The organism is Actinoplanes sp. NBRC 103695, from assembly GCF_030269485.1.
GTDB lineage: Bacteria > Actinomycetota > Actinomycetes > Mycobacteriales > Micromonosporaceae > Actinoplanes.
The window spans coordinates 410,479-436,470 of sequence record NZ_BSTL01000003.1 but is presented as its reverse complement, the minus strand read 5'-3'; the positions used below and the strand labels follow the sequence as shown (position 1 = coordinate 436,470).

The 25,992-nt window shown below is 71.5% G+C and carries 26 protein-coding genes; 12 read left to right on the top strand and 14 right to left on the bottom strand.

What is annotated here, in order from left to right:
- The 5 genes from QSK31_RS06620 (at window position 1) to QSK31_RS06600 (ending at window position 4,278) form a co-directional block, all read left to right on the top strand.
- Complete coding sequence (locus QSK31_RS06620) at window positions 1–915, top strand: FAD:protein FMN transferase (protein WP_285681959.1); 915 nt, start codon at window positions 1–3, stop codon at window positions 913–915.
- Entirely contained in the window at window positions 912–1,487 is a 576-nt protein-coding gene (locus tag QSK31_RS06615) for a ferric reductase-like transmembrane domain-containing protein (protein ID WP_285681958.1), read from the top strand. The genes QSK31_RS06620 and QSK31_RS06615 overlap by 4 nt, the downstream gene beginning before the upstream one ends.
- A complete protein-coding gene (locus QSK31_RS06610; RefSeq protein ID WP_285681956.1) occupies window positions 1,484–2,683 on the top strand; it encodes an NADH-ubiquinone oxidoreductase-F iron-sulfur binding region domain-containing protein in 1,200 nt (399 codons plus the stop codon). Before QSK31_RS06615 ends, QSK31_RS06610 begins: the two co-directional genes overlap by 4 nt.
- Window positions 2,680–2,895, top strand: coding sequence for a ferredoxin (locus QSK31_RS06605; RefSeq protein ID WP_285681954.1), 216 nt, complete (start codon window positions 2,680–2,682; stop codon window positions 2,893–2,895). The genes QSK31_RS06610 and QSK31_RS06605 overlap by 4 nt, the downstream gene beginning before the upstream one ends.
- A gap of 183 nt (window positions 2,896–3,078) precedes the next feature.
- Window positions 3,079–4,278, top strand: coding sequence for a sensor histidine kinase (locus tag QSK31_RS06600; protein ID WP_285681952.1), 1,200 nt, complete (start codon window positions 3,079–3,081; stop codon window positions 4,276–4,278).
- A 52-nt stretch (window positions 4,279–4,330) separates the two neighbouring features.
- On the opposite strand, the gene QSK31_RS06595 is transcribed toward QSK31_RS06600, so the two are convergent.
- From QSK31_RS06595 to QSK31_RS06585, 3 genes are all read right to left on the bottom strand, one after another.
- The gene (locus QSK31_RS06595) at window positions 4,331–5,470 is read right to left on the bottom strand and encodes a cytochrome P450 (RefSeq protein WP_285681951.1); all 1,140 of its coding nucleotides are present in this window, start codon (window positions 5,468–5,470) and stop codon (window positions 4,331–4,333) included.
- On the bottom strand, window positions 5,467–6,261 hold the full coding sequence (locus tag QSK31_RS06590) for an isopentenyl transferase family protein (RefSeq protein WP_285681950.1): 795 nt from the start codon (window positions 6,259–6,261) through the stop codon (window positions 5,467–5,469). The genes QSK31_RS06595 and QSK31_RS06590 overlap by 4 nt, the downstream gene beginning before the upstream one ends.
- A 252-nt stretch (window positions 6,262–6,513) precedes the next feature.
- A complete protein-coding gene (locus tag QSK31_RS06585) occupies window positions 6,514–7,200 on the bottom strand; it encodes a TetR/AcrR family transcriptional regulator (protein WP_285681948.1) in 687 nt (228 codons plus the stop codon).
- 288 nt (window positions 7,201–7,488) lie between these two features.
- Here QSK31_RS06585 and QSK31_RS06580 point away from each other — a divergent pair, with 288 nt between their 5' ends.
- The 3 genes from QSK31_RS06580 to QSK31_RS06570 all read left to right on the top strand — a co-directional run bounded on the left by QSK31_RS06580 (window position 7,489) and on the right by QSK31_RS06570 (window position 9,706).
- Window positions 7,489–7,833, top strand: coding sequence for a hypothetical protein (locus QSK31_RS06580; protein WP_285681945.1), 345 nt, complete (start codon window positions 7,489–7,491; stop codon window positions 7,831–7,833).
- A complete protein-coding gene (locus QSK31_RS06575) occupies window positions 7,830–8,780 on the top strand; it encodes a quinone oxidoreductase family protein (protein WP_285681943.1) in 951 nt (316 codons plus the stop codon). The genes QSK31_RS06580 and QSK31_RS06575 overlap by 4 nt, the downstream gene beginning before the upstream one ends.
- 179 nt (window positions 8,781–8,959) lie before the next feature.
- A complete protein-coding gene (locus QSK31_RS06570; RefSeq protein WP_285681941.1) occupies window positions 8,960–9,706 on the top strand; it encodes a class I SAM-dependent methyltransferase in 747 nt (248 codons plus the stop codon).
- Window positions 9,707–9,746: 40 nt separating this feature from the next.
- Here QSK31_RS06570 and QSK31_RS06565 read toward each other — a convergent pair whose 3' ends face one another.
- The 11 genes from QSK31_RS06565 to QSK31_RS06515 all read right to left on the bottom strand — a co-directional run bounded on the left by QSK31_RS06565 (window position 9,747) and on the right by QSK31_RS06515 (window position 21,520).
- Window positions 9,747–11,549, bottom strand: coding sequence for a S9 family peptidase (locus QSK31_RS06565; protein ID WP_285681939.1), 1,803 nt, complete (start codon window positions 11,547–11,549; stop codon window positions 9,747–9,749).
- On the bottom strand, window positions 11,546–12,892 hold the full coding sequence (locus QSK31_RS06560; RefSeq protein WP_285681937.1) for an NAD(P)/FAD-dependent oxidoreductase: 1,347 nt from the start codon (window positions 12,890–12,892) through the stop codon (window positions 11,546–11,548). Before QSK31_RS06560 ends, QSK31_RS06565 begins: the two co-directional genes overlap by 4 nt.
- Window positions 12,889–13,170: a PqqD family protein gene (locus tag QSK31_RS06555; protein ID WP_285681935.1), complete on the bottom strand. Its 282-nt coding sequence runs from the start codon at window positions 13,168–13,170 to the stop codon at window positions 12,889–12,891. Before QSK31_RS06555 ends, QSK31_RS06560 begins: the two co-directional genes overlap by 4 nt.
- A complete protein-coding gene (gene stsB / locus QSK31_RS06550; protein WP_285681933.1) occupies window positions 13,151–14,632 on the bottom strand; it encodes a StsB family radical SAM/SPASM domain sactipeptide maturase in 1,482 nt (493 codons plus the stop codon). Before stsB ends, QSK31_RS06555 begins: the two co-directional genes overlap by 20 nt.
- A 62-nt stretch (window positions 14,633–14,694) precedes the next feature.
- Window positions 14,695–14,955, bottom strand: coding sequence for a StsA-related sactipeptide RiPP (locus QSK31_RS06545; RefSeq protein WP_285681931.1), 261 nt, complete (start codon window positions 14,953–14,955; stop codon window positions 14,695–14,697).
- Between the two features lie 130 nt (window positions 14,956–15,085).
- Complete coding sequence (locus QSK31_RS06540) at window positions 15,086–16,093, bottom strand: methyltransferase (protein WP_285681929.1); 1,008 nt, start codon at window positions 16,091–16,093, stop codon at window positions 15,086–15,088.
- Window positions 16,090–17,310: a cytochrome P450 family protein gene (locus QSK31_RS06535; protein WP_285681927.1), complete on the bottom strand. Its 1,221-nt coding sequence runs from the start codon at window positions 17,308–17,310 to the stop codon at window positions 16,090–16,092. Before QSK31_RS06535 ends, QSK31_RS06540 begins: the two co-directional genes overlap by 4 nt.
- Complete coding sequence (locus tag QSK31_RS06530) at window positions 17,307–18,590, bottom strand: TfuA-like protein (RefSeq protein ID WP_285681925.1); 1,284 nt, start codon at window positions 18,588–18,590, stop codon at window positions 17,307–17,309. Before QSK31_RS06530 ends, QSK31_RS06535 begins: the two co-directional genes overlap by 4 nt.
- A gap of 1 nt (window position 18,591) precedes the next feature.
- Window positions 18,592–19,770 (bottom strand): YcaO-like family protein, encoded by a 1,179-nt coding sequence (locus QSK31_RS06525; RefSeq protein WP_285681924.1) that lies wholly within the window; start codon window positions 19,768–19,770, stop codon window positions 18,592–18,594.
- Window positions 19,770–20,579 (bottom strand): ABC transporter permease, encoded by an 810-nt coding sequence (locus tag QSK31_RS06520; RefSeq protein ID WP_285681923.1) that lies wholly within the window; start codon window positions 20,577–20,579, stop codon window positions 19,770–19,772. The genes QSK31_RS06525 and QSK31_RS06520 overlap by 1 nt, the downstream gene beginning before the upstream one ends.
- A gap of 2 nt (window positions 20,580–20,581) precedes the next feature.
- Window positions 20,582–21,520: an ABC transporter ATP-binding protein gene (locus QSK31_RS06515; protein ID WP_285681922.1), complete on the bottom strand. Its 939-nt coding sequence runs from the start codon at window positions 21,518–21,520 to the stop codon at window positions 20,582–20,584.
- Window positions 21,521–21,651: 131 nt separating this feature from the next.
- Between QSK31_RS06515 and QSK31_RS06510 the strand changes: the two genes are divergently transcribed.
- From QSK31_RS06510 to QSK31_RS06495, 4 genes are read left to right on the top strand one after another with little or no spacing between them, the layout of a single operon-like run.
- A complete protein-coding gene (locus QSK31_RS06510; protein WP_285681920.1) occupies window positions 21,652–22,611 on the top strand; it encodes an MvdC/MvdD family ATP grasp protein in 960 nt (319 codons plus the stop codon).
- Complete coding sequence (locus QSK31_RS06505) at window positions 22,592–22,852, top strand: response regulator transcription factor (protein ID WP_285681918.1); 261 nt, start codon at window positions 22,592–22,594, stop codon at window positions 22,850–22,852. Before QSK31_RS06510 ends, QSK31_RS06505 begins: the two co-directional genes overlap by 20 nt.
- Window position 22,853: 1 nt before the next feature.
- A complete protein-coding gene (locus QSK31_RS06500) occupies window positions 22,854–23,033 on the top strand; it encodes an aroma-sacti cluster domain-containing protein (RefSeq protein WP_285681917.1) in 180 nt (59 codons plus the stop codon).
- A gap of 13 nt (window positions 23,034–23,046) precedes the next feature.
- Window positions 23,047–25,992 carry an AAA family ATPase gene (locus tag QSK31_RS06495; protein ID WP_285681916.1) on the top strand — a complete coding sequence of 982 codons (2,946 nt, stop codon included), beginning with the start codon at window positions 23,047–23,049 and terminating at the stop codon, window positions 25,990–25,992.

Below are 25,992 nucleotides of genomic sequence, written 5' to 3'. Positions count from 1 at the left end.
ATGCCGCTCGCCGAGACCCTTCCGGTCGGGCCGGACACCGCCCAGTGGTCCGTCTGGGGCACCGTGGCGCGCATCGTGGTCACTGACCCCGCGCTGCTGGCTGAAGCAGCCATGATGGTCAGGGCAGAACTGTCCGCTGTCGACGCCGCGTGCAGCCGGTTCCGTCCCGACTCCGAACTCTCTGCCGCTTGCCGGGCCGGTGGGCGGCCGGTCACGGTGAGCCCCCTGCTCGCCGATCTCCTCGGTGCCGCCCTGGAAGCGGCCCGAACCAGCGACGGCGACGTCGATCCGACAGTCGGTGCGGCGCTGTGCGGGCTCGGCTACGACCGCGACTTCGCCGCCATCACCGGTCGCACGGCGACCTCGGCCGTCCGGGTTTTCCCGGCACCGGACTGGCGGGCCGTACGGCTGGATGACCGCGCGCTCACCGTGCCCCACGGCGTCCTGCTCGACCTCGGCGCTACCGCCAAGGCCGCCGCCGCGGACCGGGCCGCGGTGCTGGTCGCCGACCGGCTCGGCACCGGCGTGCTGGTCGCGCTCGGCGGCGACATTGCCACCGCCGGCCCGGCCCCCGCGGGCGGCTGGCGGGTACTGGTGCAAGATCGGCCGGGCGACCCACGTTGCACCGTGCGGCTGCCGGGCGGCGCGGCGCTCGCTACCTCCAGCACGGTGGCCCGCGCCTGGGGAGCCCCCGGCGATCCCCTGCACCACATCCTCGACCCGCGCACCGGCCGGCCCGCGTCCCGCGTCTGGCGCACGGTTTCCGTTGCCGCACCCTCGTGCCTGCGGGCCAACACCCTGAGCACCGCAGCAGTGGTTCGAGGACATTCCGCACCGAGACTTCTCGCTGGTGTGCCGGCCCGGCTGGTGACCGCCACCGGCGAGATCTTGCGGCTGGGCAGGTGGCCGGCATGACCGAGACGCTGTGGTACGCCGGGCGCGGCACCGGCGTCGTATCGCTCGTCCTGCTCACCATCGTGGTCGCGCTCGGCATCGGCGCGCGCTCCGGGCGTACAGCCTTCGGGCTGCCCCGCTTCGCCGTCAACATGCTGCACCGCAACGCGGCGTTGCTTGCCCTTGTGCTGCTCGCCGGGCACGTCGGCAGTCTCTACTTCGACCCGTACGCGCAACTACGCCTCGTCGATGTGGTGCTGCCGTTCACCGGCGCCTACCGGCCGTTCTGGCTCGGCCTCGGCACCCTGGGTTTCGACCTGATACTGGCTCTGGTCGCCAGCAGTCTGCTGCGGCATCGGCTCGGCGCCCGCAGCTGGCGGATCGTGCACTGGCTCGCCTACCTGTGCTGGCCGGTCGCGCTCATGCACGGACTGCAGACCGGCTCGGACGGCGACAGCTGGTGGCTGCGTACCGTGCTGGCTCTCTGCGCCGCTCTGGTCCTCGCCGCCGTTGCCTGGCGGCTCTCATCGCCGTTCACCCAGTTCCCCGCTCGCGTCACCCGCCGGGTCCGCGCCCTCCAGGAGACCCGATGACCAACCTGCTGGACGGACCCGCCGACGGGCGACTGGACACTCACCTCGACCATCACGGCAGGCCGCCGGTCCTGAACGCACCCCAGCTCGTCGCCCAGCTGCGAGCCGCCGGATTGACCGGACGCGGCGGCGCCGGCTTCCCCACCTGGCGCAAGGTGGACGCGGTGCTACGCGCCGGCGGGACGCCGGTGGTCGTGGCCAACGGCGCCGAGGGCGAACCGTTCAGCGGAAAGGACCGGGCGCTGCTTACGTACCAACCGCACCTCGTCCTGGACGGTCTCCAGCTCGCCGCCCGTGCGCTCGGCGCGCGTACTGCTCATCTGTACACCGGCCCCGCCTCGGCCGACGGCGTCCGGGCCGCCCTGACCGCCCGGCGCGGCACCGGACTGGACCCGATCCCGGTGACCGTCACCGTGGCACCGGACACCTTCATCGCAGGAGAGGAGTCGGCCGCGGTCGCCGCCGTCTCCGGGCGGCCCGCGGTTCCGGCCGACAAGCAGCGCCGGATCACCGAGGCAGGCGTCGGGGGCGCGCCGACCCTGGTCCAGAATGTTGAGACGCTCGCTCAGATCGCATTGATCGCCCGGCACGGCCCCGACTGGTTCCGGTCCGCGGGCACTCCCGACGAACCGGGGACCTTCCTGGCGACGGTGAGCGGGGCGGTCGTCGACCCCGGCGTGGTCGAGGCGGGCCACGGCGTCCGGCTGGGCGAGCTGATTGCCGCGGCCGGTGGGCCTACCGCGCCGCTGCAAGCGGTGCTGATCGGCGGCTATCACGGCGGCTGGGCACCGGCCCGGCGGGACCTGGAGATCAGCCGGGCAGCCCTCGCACCTCTCGGAGCTTCGCCTGGCGCAGGCATCGTGCGAGCGCTGCCGGCAAACGAATGCGGCCTGGTGGAGACCGCACGGATCGCCGGCTACCTCGCCGGAGAGGTCGCGGGGCAATGCGGCCCCTGCATCAACGGACTCCCGAGGCTGGCCGGAACGATGGCGGACCTGGCACGGCAACGGGCGAGACCCGGCCTGCCGGCCGAGGTGGCAAGGCTTGCCGCGATGGTCACCGGCCGCGGCGCCTGCCGGCACCCGGACGGTACGGCGCGCATGATCATCAGCGCTTTGCGCACCTTCGAGGCGGATGTGGCCGCCCATCTTGCGGGCCGCTGTCTGGCTTCGGCGAGCGGAGGGGTGAGGCGATGAGCCACCTGCACATCGACTGGACTGCCTGCGACGGACGCGGCTTGTGTGCGGAGCTGCTGCCGGAACTGCTGGCTGAGGACGACTGGGGCTATCCGGTTGCCCGCCACGGGAAGACTCAGCCCACGGTCCCGCGCCATCTTGAGGACGTTGCCCGGCGCGCCGTCGACCGTTGCCCTGCGCTGGCGCTGCGGCTCGTCAATGACCCGTCCTGAGCCTCCGAGGGCCGTCCGCTGAGCCGCTGAACGTGTGGTCACCACGATGATCTGCTCGGGTGCTGTCCGCGTCCTGAAGGATGTGGTCACCGAGCACTACCGCCGACGTGGTAGCCGAGGCGTGTGGAGCCGTACTACACGTGCACGACGTCAGCGAGGCGCTGGTTGCGTACGGTGACCGGCATGGTCCTGTTGCGTACCCGATTCCCGCGTGCCTGGGCTGCTGCGGTGCGCCACCCTCAGATGGTGGACGCGCTGCTCGGAGTGCTCATCGGCGTGTTGTCCCTGCTCTCGGTGCTGGAGGGTCCCCGCGGCATCCCCGGTCGCGACCTGACGGCGCTGGATGTTGTGGTTGCGGCAACTGCGGGCCTCCTGATCACGTTGCGGCGCCGGTGGCCGGTGGCAGTCCTGGCGGTCGCGACCATCGCTGCGGCATCGGCGGTGGCTGATCCCGGAGAAATCTACGCGCTGACCATGGTATCGGTGATCTGTGCGTACACCGTTGCCGCCCGCCGGAGGCGGACGATCGCGTGGAGTGCGGGTGTGGCCGCCGCCCTGATCGTCTTCCTCGCCGCTGTGATGTTTGGCGGACAGGTGTGGGACTCCTCCGAGACCCTGGAGGATCTTGCCTGGATGGGGATGGCTGTCGCGATCGGTGACGCGTTTCGAACCCGGCGGGCGTACATCGCAGCGGTCGAGGAGCGGGCCGAGCGGGCCGAGCAGAGCCGCGAAGAGGAAGCCCGCCGCCGGGTAGCCGAGGAGCGGCTGCGTATCGCCCGTGAGCTGCACGACATCGTGGCGCACCACATCGCCCTGATCAACGTGCAGGCGACCGTGGCCGCGCATGTCCTGCGGCCACGACCGGACCAGGCCGAGGAAGCCCTGACACACATTCGCCGGGCCGTCAGCACCGTGCTCGAGGAACTTTCCACCGTGCTCACCGTGCTCCGCCACCCCGACGATCCGGAAGCGACCACCGAACCGACACCCGGCCTGAACCAGCTCGGCGGGCTGCTCGACTCGGTAGCGGCCGCCGGTCTGCGGGTCGCGCACCAGCAGGACGGCGAAGCGAGATCGCTGCCCGCAGCGGTCGACCTCGCCGCGTACCGGATCGTCCAGGAATCGCTGACCAACGTCCGCAAACACGGCGACCCCACCGCACATCTGCGGCTCAGCTACACGTCGGGCGGGCTCACGATCGCCGTCGACAACCGGGCCAGATTCTCGGCCGGCGCGCGCTCGCGCACCGGGCACGGCCTGACCGGGATGCGTGAACGGGCCGCGTCGGTGGGCGGGACGCTGAACGCCGGTCCCGACGCGGACGACCGGTTCGCCGTACGAGCTTTCCTGCCCGCCCCTCTCCGCAAGACGGTGGAGGCGTGACCAACGCGAAGCAGTCGCCCTCGCCCGCAGCTCCAGACCGAGCTCCAGGTGGCTAGGCGCCGTGGACGGCGGTGAACGCGACCGGGAGATGCGCGACGCCGGAGAAGATCGTCGTGTGCCAAACAGGCTCTGCCGCCAGTCGCAGTCCCCGCAGCCTGCGGCACAGCGTCGTGATCACCACCTCCGCCTCCAGCTGCGCGAGAGAGGCACCGAGGCAGTAGTGGGGGCCGCGGCCGAACGAGAAGTGGCCTGCCGGTTCGCGCGTGAGGTCCAGCCGGTCAGAGCCGGCGTACCGGTGCGGGTCGCGGTTCGCGGAGCCGAGCCCCAGCACGACCCGCTCGCCCGCCGGGATCGTCGTGCCGGCCAGCGTGACAGCCTCTTTGGTATATCTCGTCACGCCGATCGCCATCGGCCCGCAATACCGGAGCAGTTCCTCGATCGCCTTGTCCGCTGTGGACGTGCCGTCACGCAGCGCACGGAGCTGCTCGGGATGCTCGATCAGCGCGAGCATCGCCGAGCCGATGAGGTCGGCGGTCGTCTGGTAGCCCGCGACCAGCAACAGAGCCGCGGTCTCGACCACCTCCCACTCGCTCAGGGCGTCCGTGGCGGCGAGCGCGGGCAGCACGCCGCACTCGGGCCGCTCGTCTCGGACCAGTGTGGTGAGGTAGTCGAACAGGCGGAGCCTCGCCGGAGCCCTGTCCCCCGAGGGGACGAGCATCTCGTTGGCGGCGCCCTGGAAGTGGTCGCGCTCGTCGACGGGAACGCCCAGCAACTCGCAGATGACGCGCATCGCGATGGGCAACGCGACATCGGTGACAAGGTCGGCATGACCCGCCGGTAGGACGGCGCCGACAGCGTCATCGGTGATCCTGTGCAGATAGGGGCGCAGGGCGCGGACTCGGCGTGGCGACAGTGCTGAGGTCGCGGACCGGCGCAGCCGTGCGTGCGCCGCTCCGTCGACACCCATGAAGCCGAACTTGACCGATGACGTGCCGTCGCTCAGGAACGAGCCGTCGCTGGTCAGCCGAGGATCCACGGCGGCGTGAGCGATGTCCTCCGGCCTGGTGAGCAGCCATGCCGGCAGTCGCCCGTGCAGCAGGACCTTGACGACCGGACCGGAGCCGGCGAGCCGGCGGAGGTCCTCGTAGATTGCGGGACCCGGCACGAGGCCGGCCGGTCGAGTCGTCGTCACGGTCGTGTCCGTCGTGGCGCGAACGGCCTCGACCCGAGCAGGGGCAGCATGCTGGAGAATTGATGGCGCTGCCGCTGCGAGTAAGCCACATGCGCAGCGGTGACGTCCTCGATCAACGTGTTCATGGTGGCCGGATCGAAATCGAGTGTCCCACCGGTGCGCATCGCAGCGATCACCTCACGGTATCCGGTGATCTCCGCGAGCACGGCATGTGTTCTGGGGTCCGGCCAGAGCGCACGTACCTCGTCCACCATCGACGGCGTACCGCTCAGCATGTTCTTCACCCTGCGGGACAACCGTTCGCGGTAACCGGCGCCGGGTGACAGCCACCGCACCGACACCCGAGCGTGACGCCGCCACGTCGAGTCGGCCGCCATCTGAGCGATCAGCGAGGTGGACCCGCCTTCGAGCACCACAACCCGGTTCCCTTCGGCGCGGCGCTCTTCGAGCGTATGACAGAGCCGCCGGTACGCCTGCGCCGCGGACAGCATGCCGTCCACCACCCGGCGCTCGTCGAGAAAGATCCTGTCGTCCTGCCCGGCCCCATAGTCCCGCGCCGACCCGACCGCGAGCTCGGCATAGCACTGCACGCGGTCCAGGACGATGATCGGCGCGCCGACCTTCCGCGCCAGATCGAGGGCGCGGACGGTCTTCCCCACTCCGGTCGGACCGAGAACAACGACCAGGTTGAGCCACTGACCGTCGCCGATTTCGGCCGTGCCGGCGTCTGGCCCGTCCGAGTCCTGATCAAGCACACGGGGGTAGATGCCGACGCTGCCGGCCTCCCGCACCGTGCCGAGTTTCGAAATGGCGGACAGGATGTCGACGGCACCCTCGTCACTGTGCCGCTGCGGGACTTCGTTGACCGCGATCATGAGACAACGATCCCCTGATCGCCGGACTCCCGCGTCCTCCGGACATGGACAATGCTTCCTACTACGGCCGCAGTAGCACGGTCGGCGCGACTGGTTGGAAGGTTGAGCTGTCGCCAGTTGGCGGACCGGCCTTCGGCTGACATGAAGACGACGTCTCTGCTGTGCCGGTCAGGGGTGTCGGGGCAGTCCGAGGATGAGTAGGTCGAGGCCGTACCGGAACTCGTCCTCCAACGGGGTCGGCCAGTATGACGCCACGGCGACGATGCCGGGGTACCGGTCGGCGTCCGGGACCTCGGAGGTCATGACGGAACCCGATGCCGGCTTGTCGTCGCGGACCTGCATCGCGAAGCCGAGCACGTATCGAGTGAGTATCACCGAGAAGCGGGCTGCCGTCTCAGGAGGGAATCCGTGGTGCAGGAGGGTCGAGACGCTGAGTTCACGTAGCGCCATCATGTTCGGCCCGACCGGCGTCTGCTCAGTCATGAGGGACACTGACCGCCGGTGTCGTGAGAGTGCCTCGAACATCGCGACGGCCAGCCGCCGGCAGGCGTCTTCCCAGCTCAAGGCGGCCAGAGCGGTTTCGTCGACGAGGGCCTCGCCGAGCACTCTGTCCACCACGAGCCCGATCAGCGCCGCACGGCCGTCGAGATGGCGGTAGAGGGTCGCGGTGCTCGAGCCGAGCCGCTGGGCGACCGCCCGCAGGGTGAGGGCCTCACCGCCGTGCTCGTCCGCGAGCTCGATGGCGGCGTCCACTATGCGGCCGAGCGACATCGGCGGGCGCCCCGGGCTGCGCCGGCCCGTCGCGGCGGGCCGGCCCTGCCCGGCGGCGGCGCTGGCGGTGGTGGGTGACGACACGAAAGCAAGTATGAACGTATAAGCCGTTCGAGCGGGCTCGACCCGTTCCGCGGCGGGTGCGTGGCGTGGATCACCCGCCTCGTGAAGATCAGACCCTGCTACAGTCAATTTCGGCTACAGCGTAGCCGAAACTGGGTGCTCGGTCTCCTCACCGGTTTTCACGTCCATGAACAACCAGTGATCCGGAGGCCTGGCGCGGTCCTTCCCCGCCGCTGCCCGTTCCGGTTCACCAGGTACCACACGAGGAGTTGACACGATGCGCGGCAGAGTGCGCACGAGGTCCACAGCTTGTTCGTCGAGTGGCTCGGCGTCGTCCAGAATCTCTGGACGTACCACTGGTCGGGCGGACGCCGGTCGCGCCGGCGCAACCTGGGCAAGGTGCCGTTGATCGTTCCGTTCATCGACGCGATCACCTACGTCCTGGCGTTCCTGCTGCACGGTGTCGCCGTCAGCGCGACGAAGAGCATGCCGTGGCCGGCGGCGCTCGCGATCAGTTACCTCATCTACGCCGGGGCGTTCGCCGCCTACGCCTCGTTCAACTGGCTACTGATCAGGCAGGTGCTCGGCGTACGGGCGGCCTGGCCTGAGCCGACCCACGACAGAATCGAACCGAAAGGCACGGTGCAGGCATGAAAGCCGCCGTAATCCACTCCGCCGATGAGGCGCCCCGCTACGAGGAATTCGCCGACCCGGAGACCGCCCCCGGCGAGGTCCTCGTCCGAGTCGCAGCGACCGGCCTTCACCCCTTGGTCAAGGCACGCGCCGCCGGACTCTCCTACACCGCCGACGGCCTGCTCCCGATGATCCCCGGTGTCGACGGGATCGGGCACCTCGAAGACGGAAGCCGGGTCTATTTCCTCAGCCCCCGCGCGCCCTATGGCACCTTCTCGGAACTCACCGTGGCGCCCGCGGCTGCCTGCTTCCCGGTACCCGCGGGTGTAGACACCACCGTCGGGGCCGCCATCATGAGTCCCGGCCTGTCCAGCTGGCTGGCCCTGACGATCCGGGCACCGTTGACAACAGGACAGAGCGTGCTCGTGCTGGGAGCCACGGGGCCGGCGGGGCGCCTCGCCATCCAGGCCGCCAAGGCGCTCGGCGCCGGCCATGTGACCGCCGCCGGCCGCGACCGTGAGGCGCTGGCGGGCCTGGCGAATCTCGGTGCCGACGCGGCCGTGGGACTCGACCCCGATGAACTGCCTCACGAGCACTACGACGTGATTCTCGACTACCTGTGGGGGAAGCCGGCCGAAGTCCTGCTCGCGAGGCTCGCGAAGTCCTTCAACGGCCGCGGCACGGCGCGGACCAGGTACATCCAGCTCGGGGAAAGCGCCGGTTCCACCGTCACCCTCACCGCAGACACCTTGCGCGGTACGGGCCTGGAAATGCTGGGCAGCGGGGGCGGGAGCGTCCCGATGCCACAGATCCTCCTCGCCATCCCTGAGTACCTGCGACGGGTCGAGACGGGCGATCTACGCGTGGACGTGGAAGCGGTTCCGCTGGCCGACGTCCGGACGGCCTGGGATCGCACCCAGCGCGGCCGCAGACTCGTCGTCGCGATGGACGACCAACGCCCGGACTGACCGGCGGCATCAGTCGCCGCACTACGTACGACACCTACACAGGACGGACAGGTTACCGTCGGAGCAGACCTTCCAGCTCGGCGGCGAACCCTGGAGCCGCCGAGCGCGTCCGCCGGTGGCCGGCCGGTTGTGTTGAGCGAGAACGATCGACGTCAGAGACGTGATGCGAGGGAACAGGAGTGGCCGAGTACGACACGTTCGCGGATCGGTACGACACGACCTTCGAACTGGTGCCGCTACGCACGTACGTGGAAGCGCACTCCATCATGGAACTGGTCGGCGATGTGACCGAGCAAGCCTGGCTGGATGTCGCCTGTGGGACCGGGGCGTACACCCGGCAGCTGCGTCGTCGTGGGGCGAGCCGGGTGCTCGGCGTCGACCTGTCGCCGGAGATGATCCGGGTTGCGCGGGACGCGGAGCAAGAGCGGCCATCCGGTGTGGAGTACCAGGTCGCGGATGTGGGTGCGCTGGGCGACGTCGGCCGGTTCGATGGCGCGCTGGGCGTCTACCTTCTGCACTACAGCGAGTCGGTGGAACACCTCCATGACATGTGCCGGAACATCGGCCGTAGCCTGCGCCCCGGCGGCAGGTTCGTCGCCTATCAGCTCAGTCCCGATATCTCACAGGTCCCGGGCTACTACCTCAAGTACGGTGCCGACTTTCTACTTCGGTCCGACGGCCCGCTCGAGAACGGCGAGGCGTTCGCCTTCCGGATCAATGTGACGGGCTTTCAGAGCCCGTACTTCACGGTCTACTACTGGAGCCGCGCGGCGCTCGAGGAGGCCCTCACCGAGGCTGGTTTCGGCGAGATCCGCTGGGTCATGCCGACGCTCTCACCGGAGGGTCATGACCACCCCGGCCCACAATGGTGGCAAGACCACCTCGACCAGCCGTTTGCCGTCCTCCTCGAAGCCGTAAAAATGTGACGGCCCGGGGGGGAGTCCGGGTCGGTGTCGGCCCGTGCGGTCACGGGGTGGGCTCTCCGCCGAGGTGGGTGGCCAGGAAACGTTCGACGGCCGCGTAATAGGTCCGCCGGTTCTCCGGCCGGGCCAGCCCGTGGCCCTCGTCCGGGAAAAGCAGATATTCGTACGGCAGGCCCTTCGCCGCCAGCGCCTCGACGATCTGTGCGGCCTCGTCCGGGGTGACCCGCACATCGTTGGCACCCTGCCCGATCAGCACCGGCACGTCGATGTCGCCGGCCCGGGACAGCGGCGACCGCTCCCACAGCATGTCCGACTCGGTCTCGGGATCGCCCACCTGCGCCCGCATGAACGCCGCCAGCGGGCTGCGGTAGGGCGGCCCCCCGGCCAGCAGGGTCAGCAGGCTGGTCGGCCCGCACAGGCTGATCGCGCAGCGGAAGACGCCGGGGCTGAAGGCGACGCCCGCCAGGGCCGCATACCCGCCGTACGAGGTGCCCATGATCCCGATCCGGGAACGGTCGACCGCGCCCGAGGCCACCAGATGGTCCACCGCGTCCAACAGGTCCGTCTGCATGGCCGCGCCCCATTGCTTGGCGCCGAGGTTGCGGAAGCGCTTGCCGTACCCGGAGGAGCCGCGGAAGTTGACCTGGACGCAGGCGTAGCCGCGGTCGGCGAGGAGCTGGGCCTCCTCGTCGAAGCCGAACCGGTGCCGCGTCCAGGGACCGCCGTGCACGTTGACCACCGCGGGCAGCGCCTGCCGGGCGACGCCCGGTGGCCAGGTGACGTATCCGCTGACCGGCACGCCGTCGCGGGCCGTGAACGCGAACGGCTCCATCCGGGCGAGGCGGTAGCGGTCCAGCTCCGGCTGGTGGTTGAACAGGTAGGTGAGCCGGCCGGGCGCGCGGTCGTACCGGTAGTAGCGGACCGGGTCGGCGCCGGTCACCACGGAGAGGATCCAGCGTTCGTCGCCGCGATCGGCGTACACCTCCGCGTCGGGCAGGGCGGCACTGATCCGGGCCCACTCCTCGGCGTGATCGTCGTCGAGGAACACCCGGTGGTCGCGGTCCTTGCCGAACACGACCGCCTGCGGCCGCAGCGTGGCAGGGTCGAACTCGACGTGCCGTATGTCGTACGTCGGGTCGGCGGCGAGCAGGGTGTGCTCGCCGGTGGCTACGTCGACCGCGTACAGCCGGGTCGTGTTGGCGCCGATCGACGAGAGCAGGTAGAGGGTGGCGCCGTCGCGGGCGAAGCCGATGACGCGTGTGCTCATCACGTCCTCGTACGGAACCTCGAGCCACGCATCGTCCCCGTCCAGGCAGATCGTCGCCCCGCCGTCGGGCCGCATCCGACTCCCGCCACGCACCCGCAGGTCGGCGTCGACGATCCAGCTCAGATAGCCGGGATTCGCGGCGACCTCGGACAGTTCCCCTGTGGACAGGGAGAGCCGGTGAACGTCGTGCAGGTCGCGCCGCGCGGCGTTGATGCCGAGGAGGAGGGTGTCCGGGTGCCCGCGGTGATGTGCGAGCACCCGGACCTGAACGCCGTCGAGCGGGGTGGCGCAGCGTTCCACGCCCGTCTTCAGATCCACAAGGTGGAGCCGCCAGCTCTCGTCGCCGTCAGTGTCCCGCAGCGAGAACAAGGTCCGCCCGTCGTGGCACACGCCGAACGTCCGTACGCCGCGTCCCCGATCGCGGGTCACCACCGTCGCCGATGACGGCGCGTCGACCGGGGCCGTCCACACGTTGAGCACGCCCTCGAACGGGGCGAGGAAGAACAGGTCGCGGCCGTCCGGGGAGAGCTCCGGTTTCAGGTACGCCGGATTGCCGAACAGCACGTCGTACGGAATCACCCGAACCTCCTCGACGGGCCGGAACCCCACCACCCGGACAGCTCCGGGAATTGCGCGACCGCATCGTCCGGGCCGAGCGGCGGCGGCACGGTCCCGGCCAGGGCGCGCCGCAGTGTGGCGGCCGGATCGGCGGGCGCGCCGATCAGGGTCTGCACGCGGAACGTCTCGGCGATCAGCTCGGGGCTCCGGGCGAGCCGGTCCCGGAACGACGCGGGCGCCGCCGGCCCGCGGTCGCCTGCTGTCGCCATCCGCCAGGGCAGGTCCACCTCGTCGGCCACCGCCGACTGGAACCGCGGACAGGCGCCGGGGTCCGGTCCGTACCGGTCCAGTTCCCGGACCAGCCGGAGCACGCTCAGCGCGGCCACGGACATGCCGTGCGAGTACACGGGGTTGGTCGCGGAGACGGCGTCGCCGAGCACGACCAGCCCGGCCGGGTGCCCGCCGAGCTCGAACCGGCGGCGGCGATTCGCGGTCATCCGGTACGGCCGCACCCCGCTCAGCGGCTCGGCCGCGTCCACCAGGCCCGCGACGATCGGGGCGAGTGCCGCGACCGCGTCGGTGAAGGCGGCCGGATCAGCCGGCGGGACGTTGCCCTGCGTCCCGGTGAGCGTCATGATCCACCGATCGCCCTCGATCGGGAAGATCGTCGCACCGTGCGACTCCCGTCCGTCGTCCACCCGCGGATGCAGCATGATCGCTGGGATGCCCGCGACCAGCTCGGCGGGAGCGCGGTAGATCCTGGTGGCATAGCAGAGGCCCGAGTCGATCGTCTCCTCGTCGACCGGGTCCGCGCCGAGGTCCGCGAGCCACGCCGGTGTGCGGGACCGCCGGCCGGTGGCATCGACCACGAGGTCCGCCGACATGACCTCACCGTCGTCGAGGACGACGCCGGTCACGCGGGCGGTGGTTCCGGTGAGAGCTACGGCCCGGGTTTCTTCGCGTACGGTCACCGCGCCGACGCCGAGCGCCCGCCGGCGTACCACGTGGTCGATCAGCCATCGGCTCGCCGAGACCACGTACGCCGGGGTCTCCTGCCTCCGCAGCCAGCCGCCGGCGGTTCGGATCAGGGCGTCACCGGTCAGCCCACGACGCTGCCCTCCGGCCGCGAGCAACTCCCCCACCACACCCGGTAACAGCGTGTCCAGCGCCTGGGCACCACCGGCGACCAGGATGTGGTTGTGGTGTGCCTGGGGAACGCCGGTCCGGACGGCCGGCCCGCCGGGATACCGGCCCGCCTCGACGAGGACGACGTCGTCGACGTGCCGGCCCAGCATCCCGGCCGCGAGCACCCCGGCGAAGCCGCCGCCGAGGACCACCGCGCGGGTGCCGGCCGGCGACGTCATGCCGGTACGGCCTCGACGAGCATGCCCTGCTCCACCATGGCGTCGACGAAGGCATCCACATCGGACCGGATGCGTGCGGCGATGGCGCCGTTCCCGGCCGCGTGGATCAACGCCAACCTGGTGGCCACGGCGTGGCGGTCGCCGTCGTCGGCCACCAGTGCCCAGATCTGTGCGGCGGTCGCGTTGAGCGACCGGAACTCGCCGCTCTCGATGTGGTAGAGCGAGACACCGTCGGCCATCTCGTGCCAGATCACGTTCTCACTGATGTGCAGGGACATTGTCCGACCTCCTGGTCACCGGGGTGATGGGGAGCAGCTTGCCGGGGCTGATCGTCGGCACGGCCGGCGGAACGTACGTCCGCCACTGCTCGTGAGCGGCGTGCACGGAGCCGTCCGCGACCATCCGTGGCACCGTCATCGCCAGGTCGCCGGCCGCGATCTCGGCCCGGCTCACCCCGCTCTCCTGCCAGAGCTGGGTGACCATGCCGTGGCGCAGGATGCGGCAGTAGTGCCGGTCGTTGTGGCGCAGGTCGCCGGAGAGTGACATGTGTGTGGCGCGGCAGCCCCCGCCGCAGTTGGACCGGATGTAGCAGCTGCGGCAGTCGCCGTGGAACTCGCCGCCGTAGACGGTGCTGCGGCGCATTCCGGCCAGCACCGGACTCGCGAAGATCTCGTGCAGCGGCTGCCGGCGGACGTTGCCGGCGTGGTGCGGCCGTTCGGTGACCAACTTGCAGGGATAGACGTCGCCGAGCGAGTTGATGTAGATCTCGTTGCCGCCCAGTCCGCAGTTGCCGCTGACCGAGCAGGGCGTGACCGGGCGCGGCCCGTCCGGCCGCAGCGTACCGGCCATCGGCGAGGTCCAGACGATCTGCTGCACCCGCAGGTGGTCGTTCCAGCCGAAGTCGTAGTCGTCCTGGACGCCGCGGCCGAGCTGATTGTGGTTCATCAGCCGGACGCTGTGCACCTCGACGGTCTCCAGGAACCGCGCGAAGTCCTCCAGCTCCTCGATGTTCTCCGAGGTCACGATGTGGTTGATGCGGGGCACCACGCCGGCGTCGTTGAGCAGGCGCAGCGCACGGAAGGTCTTGTCGAAGGCGCCCTTGCCACGGGTGCGGTCGTGCGTCTCGGCGGTGCCGCCGTCGAGGCTGACGGTGACGGCGTCGAACAGGTCGGCGAATCGCTGTGCGGTCTCCGGGGTACGGATCATGGTGGCGTTGGTGATGATCCGGGGCAGCAGGCCACTGGTGCGGGCATGCTCGACGACGTCGAACAGGTCTTTGCGCAGCATTGGCTCGCCGCCGGTGAAGACCAGGGTCCGGGTGCCCATCGCGGCGATCTGGGAGACCAGGTCGAGCGACTCGGCGTGAGACAGCTCGCCCGGCAGGCACTTCTCCGAGGAGGCGTAGCAATACGGGCATCGCAGGTTGCACCCGTCGGTGATGGCGTAGTAGGCGATCGACAGCGGCGGTTCGCTCACCGTGACGGTGGGCCGGTGGCCGTTGAAGTAGACGACCCAGCTCAGAATCAGCTTGGCGAGCGCCCGCTCGGTCTGCGAGCCGTCCGGCAGCGGGGATGCGGGTCCGGCCGCCAAGGCCCGGAGGACCCCGAACTCGGCCGGCGTGAGCACGCACCGGGCGCCCACCTCGGGGTTGACCACCAGGTGAGTGTCGCCGTGCACGAAGTAGGTCAGGTCCTCCGGCACGTCGAACAGCGAGCGTTGGTGACTCAGGTGCCCGCGCATGTGACGACTCCTTCCTGATCGGCGCCGGCGCGGCCCGGTGGGCCGCGCCGGCGCACTCGTGGTCAGTTCTGGCCGGACCCCGACCAGGCGCCGCACGCGCAGAGCATCGTGGCGTCGAAGGCCTGCTCGGCCGCCACCGGCGTGGACCACTGCTGGCTGTGGGTGACCACGTCCGGGAAGAGCGCGACGAGGCGGTTGCGGGTGGAGATCAGAACCTCGGTCTCCTGCTGGGTGAGGGTTCCGTAGAACTCCTCGAGCTCCGCCGGAAGCTGGCCGCTGATGATGCCGGCCTCGCGGAGGGCTTGCGCCGAGTTGTAAGCCATTTCGTTTCCTCTCCATTCGCCCGATAAACGGGGAGTCGTACGTTGAGAATGCTGAGTGGAATGACTTTCCAGCAACCCCACGAATGTGGGTGATGTTTCTTTTCAGTGAGCGTTGTGATACGCGATGAATTCAGGACGGAGTGGCGATGAGAATGCGCGTGGGCGTGCCGGCCAGCGGCGGGCTGACACCGGACAGCGTGAAATCGGCGGCGGCCAGCAGGTCACGGAATCCGGCCACGGTCCGTTCCCGGCCGCCGGTCCAGGCCAGCATCGCGATGTCGCTCAGCACGACCGCGGCGGCGTCCGGTGCGGACCGGGGCGGCAGCACCGACTCCAGCACCAGCAGGCGGCCGTCCGGGGCGATCGCCCGGCGACACGTGCGCAGCAGGTCCACGCAGCGCCGGTCGCCGAAGTCGTGCAGCACGCCCTTGAGCAGCAACAGATCGCCTGCCGGCACCGCGGTGAAGAAGTCACCGGCCCGCACCGACCAACGGCCGGGAGGCACGGCCCGGCGCAGGGTCTCGGCCGCTCGCGCGGCGCCGTCCTCCCGGTCGAGCAGCACCCCGCGGGCGTCCGGCGCGGCGCCCAGCACGGCGGCGAGCAGCGTGCCGTCACCCCCGCCCAGGTCGACCACGGTCCGGGCGGCCCCGAAGTCGTACGCCCGGACGACCGCCTCGGTGACCTGGCCGGTCCCGTCACCCATGGCGGTGTGGAATGCCGCGGCGAGGTCCGGATCGCCGGGCAGGTGATCGAACAGCGGGCGGCCGTGCGCGTGCCGGAACGCCGACCCGCCGGCGCGTACCGCGTCGGTCAGCGCGCCCCAGGCACGCCACGTCGCCGGATGTCCGGTCAGCAACACGGCGGAACGCAGCGATTCCGGATGATCCGCGCACAGTGGCCGCCCCAGGCCGGTCAGCGCGACCTGGCCCGCCTCGGGCTCCTCGGCCAGGCCCAGCACCACGAGGGCACGCATCAGCCGAGCCAGCCCGTCCGGGTCGCAGTCGAGTGTCTCCGCCAGCTTCTCCACCGGCATCGGGCCGGCCGCCAGCGCGTCGGCGACGCCCAGCCGGACGGCGGCGTACACCACCCGGGCGTCGACGTGGCCGAACACCATCCGGGTCAGTGCGGTGTACGTCATCGGCTGCCGCCCCTCTCCGGCCCGAGCAGGACGGGCAGATCGCGTACGCCGTGCAGGAACAGCTCGCGCGTCCAGCGCAGCTCGCCCGGCTCGACCGCGAGCCGCATGGCCGGGAACCTGTGCACCAGCGCGCCGACCGCGGCCCGGGCCTGCGACCTGGCCGGCGCGGCGCCGAGGCAGAAATGCGCGCCGTGGCCGAACCCGAGATGCCGGTTGGGCCGGCGGCCGATGTCCAGCACGTCCGGATCGGCGAAGACCGCCGGGTCGCGGTTCGCTGCCAGCAGGACCGGGACGACCGCGTCCCCGCGGGGAATCGGCACCCCGCCGATCTCCAGGTCGGCCATGGCGTACAGCAGGCCGGTGTGCCCGACCGGTCCGTTGAACCGGATCACCTCCTCGATCGCGGAGTCGATCAGGTCGGGCTCGGCACGCAGCCGGGCGAGCTGGGCAGGGTGTCGCAGCAGTTCCAGGACCGCGTTGCCGATCAGGTTGACGCTGGTCTCGTCGCCGGCGAGCAGCAGCTGGAACACGCCACCGACGAGCTCGGCCCGGCTCAGGACGCCCTCCCGCTGTGCCCGCACGAGCGAGGCGAGCAGGCCGCGGTCGCCGTGCGTCGCGATCGCCCGCCACAGATGCGCGGTGAACTCGACACCGGCCAGGTGCACCCGGCGCGGGTCCTCGCCGCGGGTTATCTCGTCGCTCCACCGGCGCAGCAGGTCCCGGTCGTCCAGCGGGAAGCCGAGCAGCTCGGCGACGACCAGAACGGGCAGCGGCAGAGCCAGCGCCGTGATCACATCGACCGGCCCGGTCTCCCGCGCCATGGCCGTGACCAGCTCGTCGACCACGGCACGCACGTGCCGGTCGATCTCCGCGGCGCTGCGGGCGCTGAACGCCGGAGCCAGCAGGCGCCGGATCCGGGTGTGGTCGGGCGGGTCGAGGTGGAAGACGTTGCGCCGCAGCATCGCCAGCGGGTCGCCGATCGCCCGCCGGTGCACGGCGGCCAGGTCCGGTGGCAACCGGTCGACCTGCCGGCCCAGATCCGGATGGCGCAGTGCGGCCTGGACGTCCGCGTACCGGGTGATGTACCAGCACACCCGGCCGGTTCCCGGGTTCGTGTGTGGGTAGACCGGCCTCTGCTCCCGCATGCGGCGCAGCATCGGGTGCGGGTCGGGGCGATGCCGTGCCGCGGCCGGGTCGAACACCGCGGCGGTGGTCATCTGCCCCTCCGGGAGGCGATGTCCAGCGCGAAGAACCGGCGTACGACCTCGCCGAGCTCCTCCGGCCCGGCGAATCCGCGTCGTGCCATCTCGATCTCCGGCCGGGTGCCGGGTGCCCGCCAATGGCGCAGGAAGAGGTGCGCGCAGGCGGCCGGTGGCGGTGTCGCGAGCCGGTACCGGGCCTGTTCGGCGGCGGCGTCGGCGCGGACCACCAGGTCGCGCCAGCGCTCCCAGTCCCGGCCGGCACGCAGGTCGGCCAGGATCGCGGGACGCCAGTCGGCGGACTGCCAGACCGGCCACACTCGCAGCAGGACGGTCGTGGCCTGCTCCCCTGGGCCGAGCCGGGCCCTCTCCGCGTCGGTCAGCCAGGCCGCGAGCGCCGGGGGCAACGGGCCGTCGACCCCCAGCTCGATCCGCGCGAAGGCCTCGGCGCCCGGCAGACCGGCGATCTCGTCGAGCAGCCGGCGCAGCACCCGCTCGTGACGGGCGGGGTGGTCCGGGTCGAACAGCCGGGCCGCGTTCAGGACGTCCATGTCCGACATCCACCGGCCGGGCGCGTACTCCCGGCGCGATCTGCGTACCAGCACCTGATGATCGCTGATGCCGGGGAAGGTCACCGACGGCGGCGCCGGCGCCGGTGGAAGGCCGGCCGCGATCGCCCGCAGGGCCGCCACCGCGTCCTGCCGCTTCACGTCCCACCGCCCGGACTCGATGCCGTCGCGCAGCGTCCGCAGCGCCGGACGGTCCCTCTCCGCGACGACCGCGGCCAGTTCGTCCCAGGACCGGAAGGTGAACGGCAACGCCTTCGCGGCGGCCACGATCCGGGCGCCCGCCTCGGCCGGCACCGCATCGGCGGCGACGGCGTGCCGCAGATTGACCAGCGCCACGGTCCGGGCCGGATAGCCCCGCTCGGCCGGTCCGTGCAGGATCCCGACCTCGTCGTCGCCGTCGATCTCGCCGGACCGGTACATCGCGAAGACCTCGCCGAGGCCGCGCATCCCGCACCCGGCCAGTTCCGCAGCGCGCAGCGCGCCCATGCTGGCCGTGCCAACCACCTCGACGCCGCTGCCGAGCAGTCGCAGAACCTCCTTGTGCCCCACCGATCTCTTCTCCCGGAAGTGCCCGTCGACCAGCACCGCGACCTCCCCGGGCCGCCATGCGCGGTCGAGCAGGTCGCCGCGGGCGGCCGGCGGGCGGACCTCCGCGTCCGGGAGCACCGCCCGCACCTCGTCCGCCGAGATCGTCGGGCCGGTGTAGACCACCACCGCCGATCCGCTCATCTCACAGCACCTCCGGGGTGATCCGGCTGCCGGGCGCCACGACCTTGACCACGGGCACGCCGATCGGCGAGCGGGTCAGGTCGGCGACCAGCGGCGGGTGTCCGAACGCGTCGGTGGCACGCCGCACCACCTCGGCCAGGTCGTCCAGCAGGCTGGTGTGCCCGATCGGCGGCGGGAGCAGGCCGGACAGATCCGCGGCCGGGCCGGCGGCTTCCCTGCGGCGAGCGGTGCCGCCGCCGTCGATGTCGTCGCGCAGGTCGTCGCGGGCGCCGGCGATGTAGCTGAGCCGGGTCTGTGCGGCCTCGGTGAGCGCACGGGTCAACGCGATCTCGGGATCGAGGTGGCAGCCGAAGCCGTACATCGCGGCCGGGTAGTCATCGCAGGCCAGCCAGGCCAGGAAGCAGGGCAGGCCGGTCGGCGACGACAGCAGCGTGACCTCGACGACGACCCCGGCGCGGGTGATCCGCTCGCACAGATCATCGGCCACGGGCGAGCCGAGCGTCCCCGGGTCCACCCGGACGCCCGACGCCGCTCCGGTGATCGTGGCCGTCGTGGCATCCCGCTCGATCACCTCGTACAGGCCGTGCAGCACCGCCTCGACTCGCGTGTTGCCACTGGCCAGACCGTTGGTCGAGGCCAGGAACGCGGGCGGGCGCCACCCGGTGCGCTGCTCCAGTGACAGCCGGACCACCTCGACCGGCACCAGTGTCTCGGCGCCGTCGGCCAGCGACACCGCGCCCGTCCACCCGATCGGCAGGCCGTCGTGCAGCAGGCTCGGCGACGAGAGGGGCAGCGCGGTGACGTCGTAGCCGAGCCGGTCGGCCACCTCCCGGGGCGGCGCGGTCAGCCACGGTGGCAGCGGCTGCTCGACGTGCCAGATCTCGACCGCCTCGAGGATCGCCGAGACACGTGCCAGTTCCGCGGTCACTCCTTTGCCCTGGGAGACCGCGAGCGTGGTCGACAGGGGACGGATCGCCTGATAGGTGGGGATGCCGATGGTGTCCAGCCGGGTGATGTCCGCGACCCGGGTGACACCCACCGCCGCGGCGGCACGTTCCGCCATCGCGACCGTGGCGGCGGGTGGGCAGGCCCGGCGGGTGCCGGGCAAAAGGACCGATTCTCGGTCCGGGCCGGTGGCGAGCCAGGCCAGGGCGTTTTCGGTACGCACGGCGGCGCGCATCACAGATCCCCCGCACGCCGCAGCAGCGCCCGGCCGGCCACCACATTGGCCACCACCGCCATCGCCACCAGGATCAGCATGTCGGGCCAGGCGGAGCCGAAGCCGAGCACGATGGCGTCGCGCATGCCCTCGATCGCGTACGTCACCGGATTGACCACCGAGATCCAGCGCAGCACGACGGGCAGCTGCTCGGCCGGCGACAAGGACGGCGCGGCGAACACCAGCACCAGCGTCGACACGCTGCTGAGCACACTGAAGGTGCGGTAGTCGCGGATCAGGACGGCCGCGGCCAGGTACAGCCCGTTGAACGCGACCGCCGCCAGCAGCAGCGCGATCAGCAGCGCCGCCCAGTGCGAGGCCGGAAACGGGAAGTGGAACAGCACCGCGGCCACCACCAGCGCGAGCATGCTCTGCGCGAACACCAGAGCCACGCCGGCCAGGATCTTGCCGAGCAGGAACCGGGAACGGCGTAGCGGCCACGACCACAACTGCGTGGACACCCCGCTCATCTCCTCCTGGAACAGCGCCATCCCGGCCGTGCCGGAGGCGCTGACCACCGACATCGCCAGCACCATCGGCAGCAGGAACACCTCGAACGGCAGAGTCACCCCGCGGTACTCGATGGCACCGACCACGTTGCCCAGCGACGTGTTCACCAGCAGCAGGTAGACCAGCGTCGGGGTGAGACCGAAGATCAGGTTGACGCGGTTGCGGGCCAGCAGGGCGTACTCGCGGTAGAACACCGCGGACAGGTCTGCGGCCCGGCGCGGCGCGGCCGGCGCGGCATGTGTGAAAGACAGTTCGGACACGGTCAGCCCTTCTCGGTCATCCGCAGGAACACGTTCTCCAGCGAGTCGGCGACCGTGCCGAAGCCGGTCAGTGTCACTCCGGCCTCCGCGCAGTGCCGGACGACGGCGGGTATCACGTCCTTGCCGATGGCGCCGTCGATGCCGACCTCGGTGTCGTCCACCGTGGCCCGGAGCCCGGCCGCTTCGGCCCACGCGGCGACGGCCTTCGCCGCCACCTGGTCGGCGCCGGTCACCACGAGGCGGCCGCCGCCGTACTCCCGGACCAGCGCACGCGGCTCGGCGAACCGCAGCAACCGGCCCTTGCTGATCACCAGCACCCGCTGACAGTTGCGTTCGATCTCGTCGATGTGATGGCTGGTCCACAGCACGGTCACACCGTGCTCACCGCGCAGCCAGTGCACGAAGCGCTCCACCTGGTGGCGGCCGGCCACGTCCAGGCCGGCCGACGGCTCGTCCAGCACCAGCAGCCTCGGGATGGTGAGCAATGCCCGGACCAGCTGCAGGCGCTGCCGCTGGCCGCCGGAAAGCTGGAAGACCAGGCGCGGCAGGGCCTCGGTGAGCCCCAGATAATCGGCCACCTCGGCCGCCCAGGGCTCGGTCTCCCGCCACGACAGACCCCGGAACCTCGCCGCGATCCGCAAGTTGTCCAGACCGGACAGCATCTGGTCGTACGGTCCGGTCTGATGCATGGCGCCGATGTCCTGCTTGGTGGGCACCGGCTCGCGGGCGGGGTCGCGGCCGAACACCCGGATGCTGCCGTCACTCGGCGGTGTCACCCCGCAGATCAACTTGATCAGGGTGGTCTTGCCCGCGCCGTTGGGCCCGAGCAGTCCTGCCGTCTCTCCCTCGGCGATCCCGAACGAGACGCCGTCCACGGCCGGCGTCGCCTTGCCGCGATAGCGTTTGGTCAACGCTGTCGCACTCACCACTTCATCCGGCACGATCCCTCCTTTCTCGTTCTCCGCGACCTTTGGGAGGAACGTACGGGAACTCCACTGTGGTGCGACGGAACTGCCGCGAAGCTGCCTCTTATCTGCCATCGCGGCCGCGTCCGGGTAATTAGCATTCGGCTATGGCCATTTCGGAATGCGATGCGCGTCGCGCCGTGGTGCTGGTGGACGGCGCCGGCGCCGACGAATTCCGCGCGGTCCGTGATGCGCTCACCGACGCCTGGAACATCCCGGTGGTTCTCCTCGGGCCGGCCGAGCTGGCGGGGAGCGCGGTCTGCTGGGACGCCGAGGCCGGGGTGCTGTCGGTGGATGGCGGCCGGGTCCGGCCGGCGGTGGTCTGGACCCGGCACTGCGCGCCGGGCACGCTGGTTGCTAGGGCCTCACTCACGGCCACCGGCGCCGACGCCTGGTCCGGGCTGGTCACGGCGCTCACCGCGGCCGCGGACGCCGCGCTGCCCGGCCCGGCTCGCGGACACCACCCGCACCTGGCGCAGGCGCGGCGACTCGGCGTACGCGTACCGCGCACGCTGGTCACCACCGGCCCGGCGGACGGCCTGCCGGGCTCGCCGCGGACGGTCGTGAAGCACCCGGACTTCCGCCTCACCGAACCGGATCCCCGCTGCTGGGCCCCGTACCTCCCGGTGATCACCGAGAAGGTGGCAGCCGCCACCCCGGGCCGGCCGGTCGTGGTACAGGAGTACATCGAGCACGACCACGAGCTGCGCGTCTACCACCTGGACGGGACGCTGTGCGCCTTCCGGGTCGCCAAGCACGATCCCGCGGCGATGTGGACCGACCCGGCCGGCGTCGAGGTCACCCCGGTGGTGTGCCCGCCCGCAGCGGCGTCCGTCGTGCGGCGCCTGGCTTCCGGGTGGGGCCTGCGGTACGCGGCGTTCGATCTGCTCGTCACCCGGACGTCGGAGGTGGTGTTCCTGGAGGCCAACCCGGACGGCGACTGGCTCTGGTTCGAACGCCGCGCCCGATGGCACGGCGTCTCGCTTCCGGCCGCCGTGATGGTGCGGGAGTTGTTCGCCAGAACGACGTCGACGGGAGATCATGCCGATGAGCGCGCCGACACTTGACCAGCTCTCCGACCGGGACCGTCAGCTGCTGGCCATGCTGGCCCGCGGCCACACCACCGACCGCGCCGCCCGCCAGCTGCAGTTGAGCCGGCACACGGTCGGTGAGGGGATCAGCGCCCTGCTCGTCCGGTTCGGCTGCCGCAACCGGACGGAACTGGTGGCCTACTGCTACGTACACCGCCTGCTGCCCGCCGGCATCTGGCCTCCGCCGTACCACTATCCCGGAATGGCAGATGAGTGACATGCACGATTCACTGTCCACGTTGCGCGCCGCGGGCATACCGGTCGACCAGCTCAGTGAACCGCAGCGAGCGGTGCTGGCCGGGCTCAGCGAGAAGGAGACGGACGTCCTCGTGACCGTGCAGGAACGGCTGCGCGACGCCGAGGACGACGTGGTGGCCCACGACATGAAGATGCTCTGAGGGCCGGCCGACGGTGAGCCGCAGATTGGTGGTGGTCCTGTTTCTCGACCTGGTCGGCTGGACCCGGCTCGCCGAACAGGTCGACCCGGAGCCGCTGCAACTGATGCTGGAGCAGTACTACGACATCTGCTCGGTGACGGTCGGCCAGCACGGTGGCGTGGTCGAGAAGTTCATCGGCGACGCGGTCATGGCGGTGTTCGGCGCGACGCGTGCGGACGAGGACGACGCGCTGCGGGCGTTACGGGCCGCAGCCCGGATCCGGGCGGGCGTGGCCGGCCTGGTCACGCCCGGCACGACGGGGCCGCCGCGGATCCACTGTGGCCTGGCGGCCGGGGAGGCCCTGGTGACGCGGTCCCCGCGGGCCGGGATGCGAGTGGTCGGCGACGTGGTCAATCTGGCGGCGCGGCTCCAGTCCGCGGCGGCAGCCGGGGAGATCGTGGTGAACGAGACCATGTCCCGGCTGGTCCGGGGATACGTCCGGCTGAACCCGGTCGCGCCGCTGTCGCTGAAGGGCAAGGCCGCGCCGGTGCCGGCGTTCCTGGTGTCCGGGCCGGTGCCGGACAGCACGCCGGCGGCTCAGGACGGGCCGATGGTGGACCGCGATGACGAGCGCGGACGGATTCAGGATGCGTACCGGCAGGTCGTCCGCGACGGGCGGGCACGGGCCCTCGTGGTGCTCGGACCTCCGGGCATCGGCAAGTCCCGGCTGGTCCGGGAGGCTCTCGCCGGCCTGGGGGCGGTGACCGTGGTGGCCGGCGTCTGCCCGCCACGCGGACCGGACGGCGATCACGCGGCGCTGGCCGACGTGCTGGAGGCCGTGGCCAGGACGTCCGGGGCGGCACGCGCTCTGCTCGATGCGGACCGGCGGATGACCGCGGTGCTCGACGGCCTCCGCGGCGGCCGGGACACGGCCGGGCCGGGCGCCGGGGTGGAGGAGGTGGCTCGGCTCGCGCGGGAACTGCTCGCCGCCGCCACCGAGCGGCCGCTGGTGGTGGTGTGGGACAACCTGGAATGGGCCGGTCCGTCGCTGCTCGGACTCCTCGGCGACACGGTCGCGGCACTGGCCGACCGCCCCCTGCTCACCATCTGCGCGGGACGCCCCGAACTGCTGGCCGTCTCCACCGGCCGGCCCGGGAACAACCGGCCCGGCGGCCCAGCCGTCGACAGCGGCACGGCGTGGCTGCTCGCAGGTGAGACGCTCGACGTCGGCGCGCTGACTCCGGACGACTGCCAGAGGCTGGCCGGCATGCTGACCGGGATCTCGGCGGAGGTGCAGGCGCACGACCTCGCGGACCTGGACCGGGCGATCGTGCAGAGCGCCGGCAACCCGCTGCTGCTCCGCCTCCTTGTGGAGTCGGCCGGTGACCTGGCCGCGGGCACCGTGCCGCCGACCGTCACCGCCGTGGTGGGCGCCCTGCTCGACCGGCTGCCCGGGCCGGCACGTGACCTGCTCGGGCCGGCGTCGGTGATCGGCTCGGTCTTCGACGAGACGGGGCTGGGACTGCTGGGGGTGCCGGCACCGGCAGCGGTACTCGACGACCTCGTCACCCGGCAGGTGATCCGGCCGGACGGCGCGGGGCGGTACGTCTTCGTGCAGCAGCCGATGCACGAGGTCGCGTACGGGCGCTTGGAGAAGAGCCAGCGTCTGGCCTGGCACCGGGAACTCGCGGAACGGGGCGTCAGTCCCGCCTTACACCTCGAGGCCGCGCTGAGGCTGCTCGCCGCGATCCGGCCGGACGATCCCGGCATGGGCGAGCTCGCCGCGGCGGCGGCCGGATCGCTGCTCCGCGAGGGCACGGCGGTGCTGCGGCAACGTGACCTGCCCACCGCGACCGGCCTGCTCGACCGGGCGGTGCGGCACGCGGCCGACGGCCCCGACCGGGCGGTCGCGGCCATCCGGCTCAGCGACACCTTGCTGCTCATGGGCGACACCCGGCGGGCGATGGAGGTGGTCGCAGCGGTTGCCCGTGACACCGCCGATCCGGGAGTACGCGATGCCTGCACCGCGCAGCTGCGGCTGCTCGACGTACGCCTCGGGAACAGGCCGGACTCGCTCGGCCGAACGCACACGGACAACGGGCCGGACTCGCTCGGCCGAACGCACACGGAGAGGGGGCCGGACGAGACGCAGGGTCCGCTTGCCCGGACGCGTCTCGCCCAGGTGCGGATGCTCGTCCACCTCGAGCAGGGCCGGTTCGGCGCGGCGGAACACGCCTGCCTTTCCGGGCTGGCCGAGGCTCGGGCGATGGACGACTCGTACGAGCAGGACCGTCTCCTGGTGGCGCTCTGCGAGATCCGGCAGTGGGCGCCGACCCGGCTCGCCGACCAGCTGGTGTCCTGCGCCGAGCTGGCCGCGCGGTTCGCCGGGGACCGGGTGCTGCTCGTGCCCGTTCTCGCCGCCCGGGCACGGTGCCTGGCTCTGCTCGGCGACGGCCCGGGTGCCCGCGCCGCGCTCGCTGAGGCGGAGGTGGCCGTCGCGGAGCTGCGCCTGCACATGGGCCGTGTGCTGATCGATCAGGTGGCCGGGCTGGCGGCGGCGCTCGACGGCACGCACCTGCGCGCGGCACGGCTGTACCGGCGCGCCGCTGATGCCTTGGACCGGGCGGGCCACACGCCGGTCGCGCTCACCCTGCGGGTCCAGGCGGTCCGGGAGCACCCGGTGCGGGACGGGGAACTGGCGGCGCTGCTCGGCCGGATGTCCGAGATGGACTTTCGCGGGCGGCTCCTCAGCCTGTCCGTCGCGGCGCGTACGGGCGCTGCGCCTCCGGAGGGAGTCGAGCAGTTGCTGGCCGTCACGGACGATCCTGGGCTGCGCGGCGACGTGCTGTTCGATCTCGCCCGGGCGTACCGGAAACGGGGTGACGCCACGCAGGCCGGGCGCCTCGCCGCGGCGGCGACCGACAGCTACGCCGTGATCGGCGCGACCCGGCCGATGGAGGCGGTACGGGCATGGATCTGA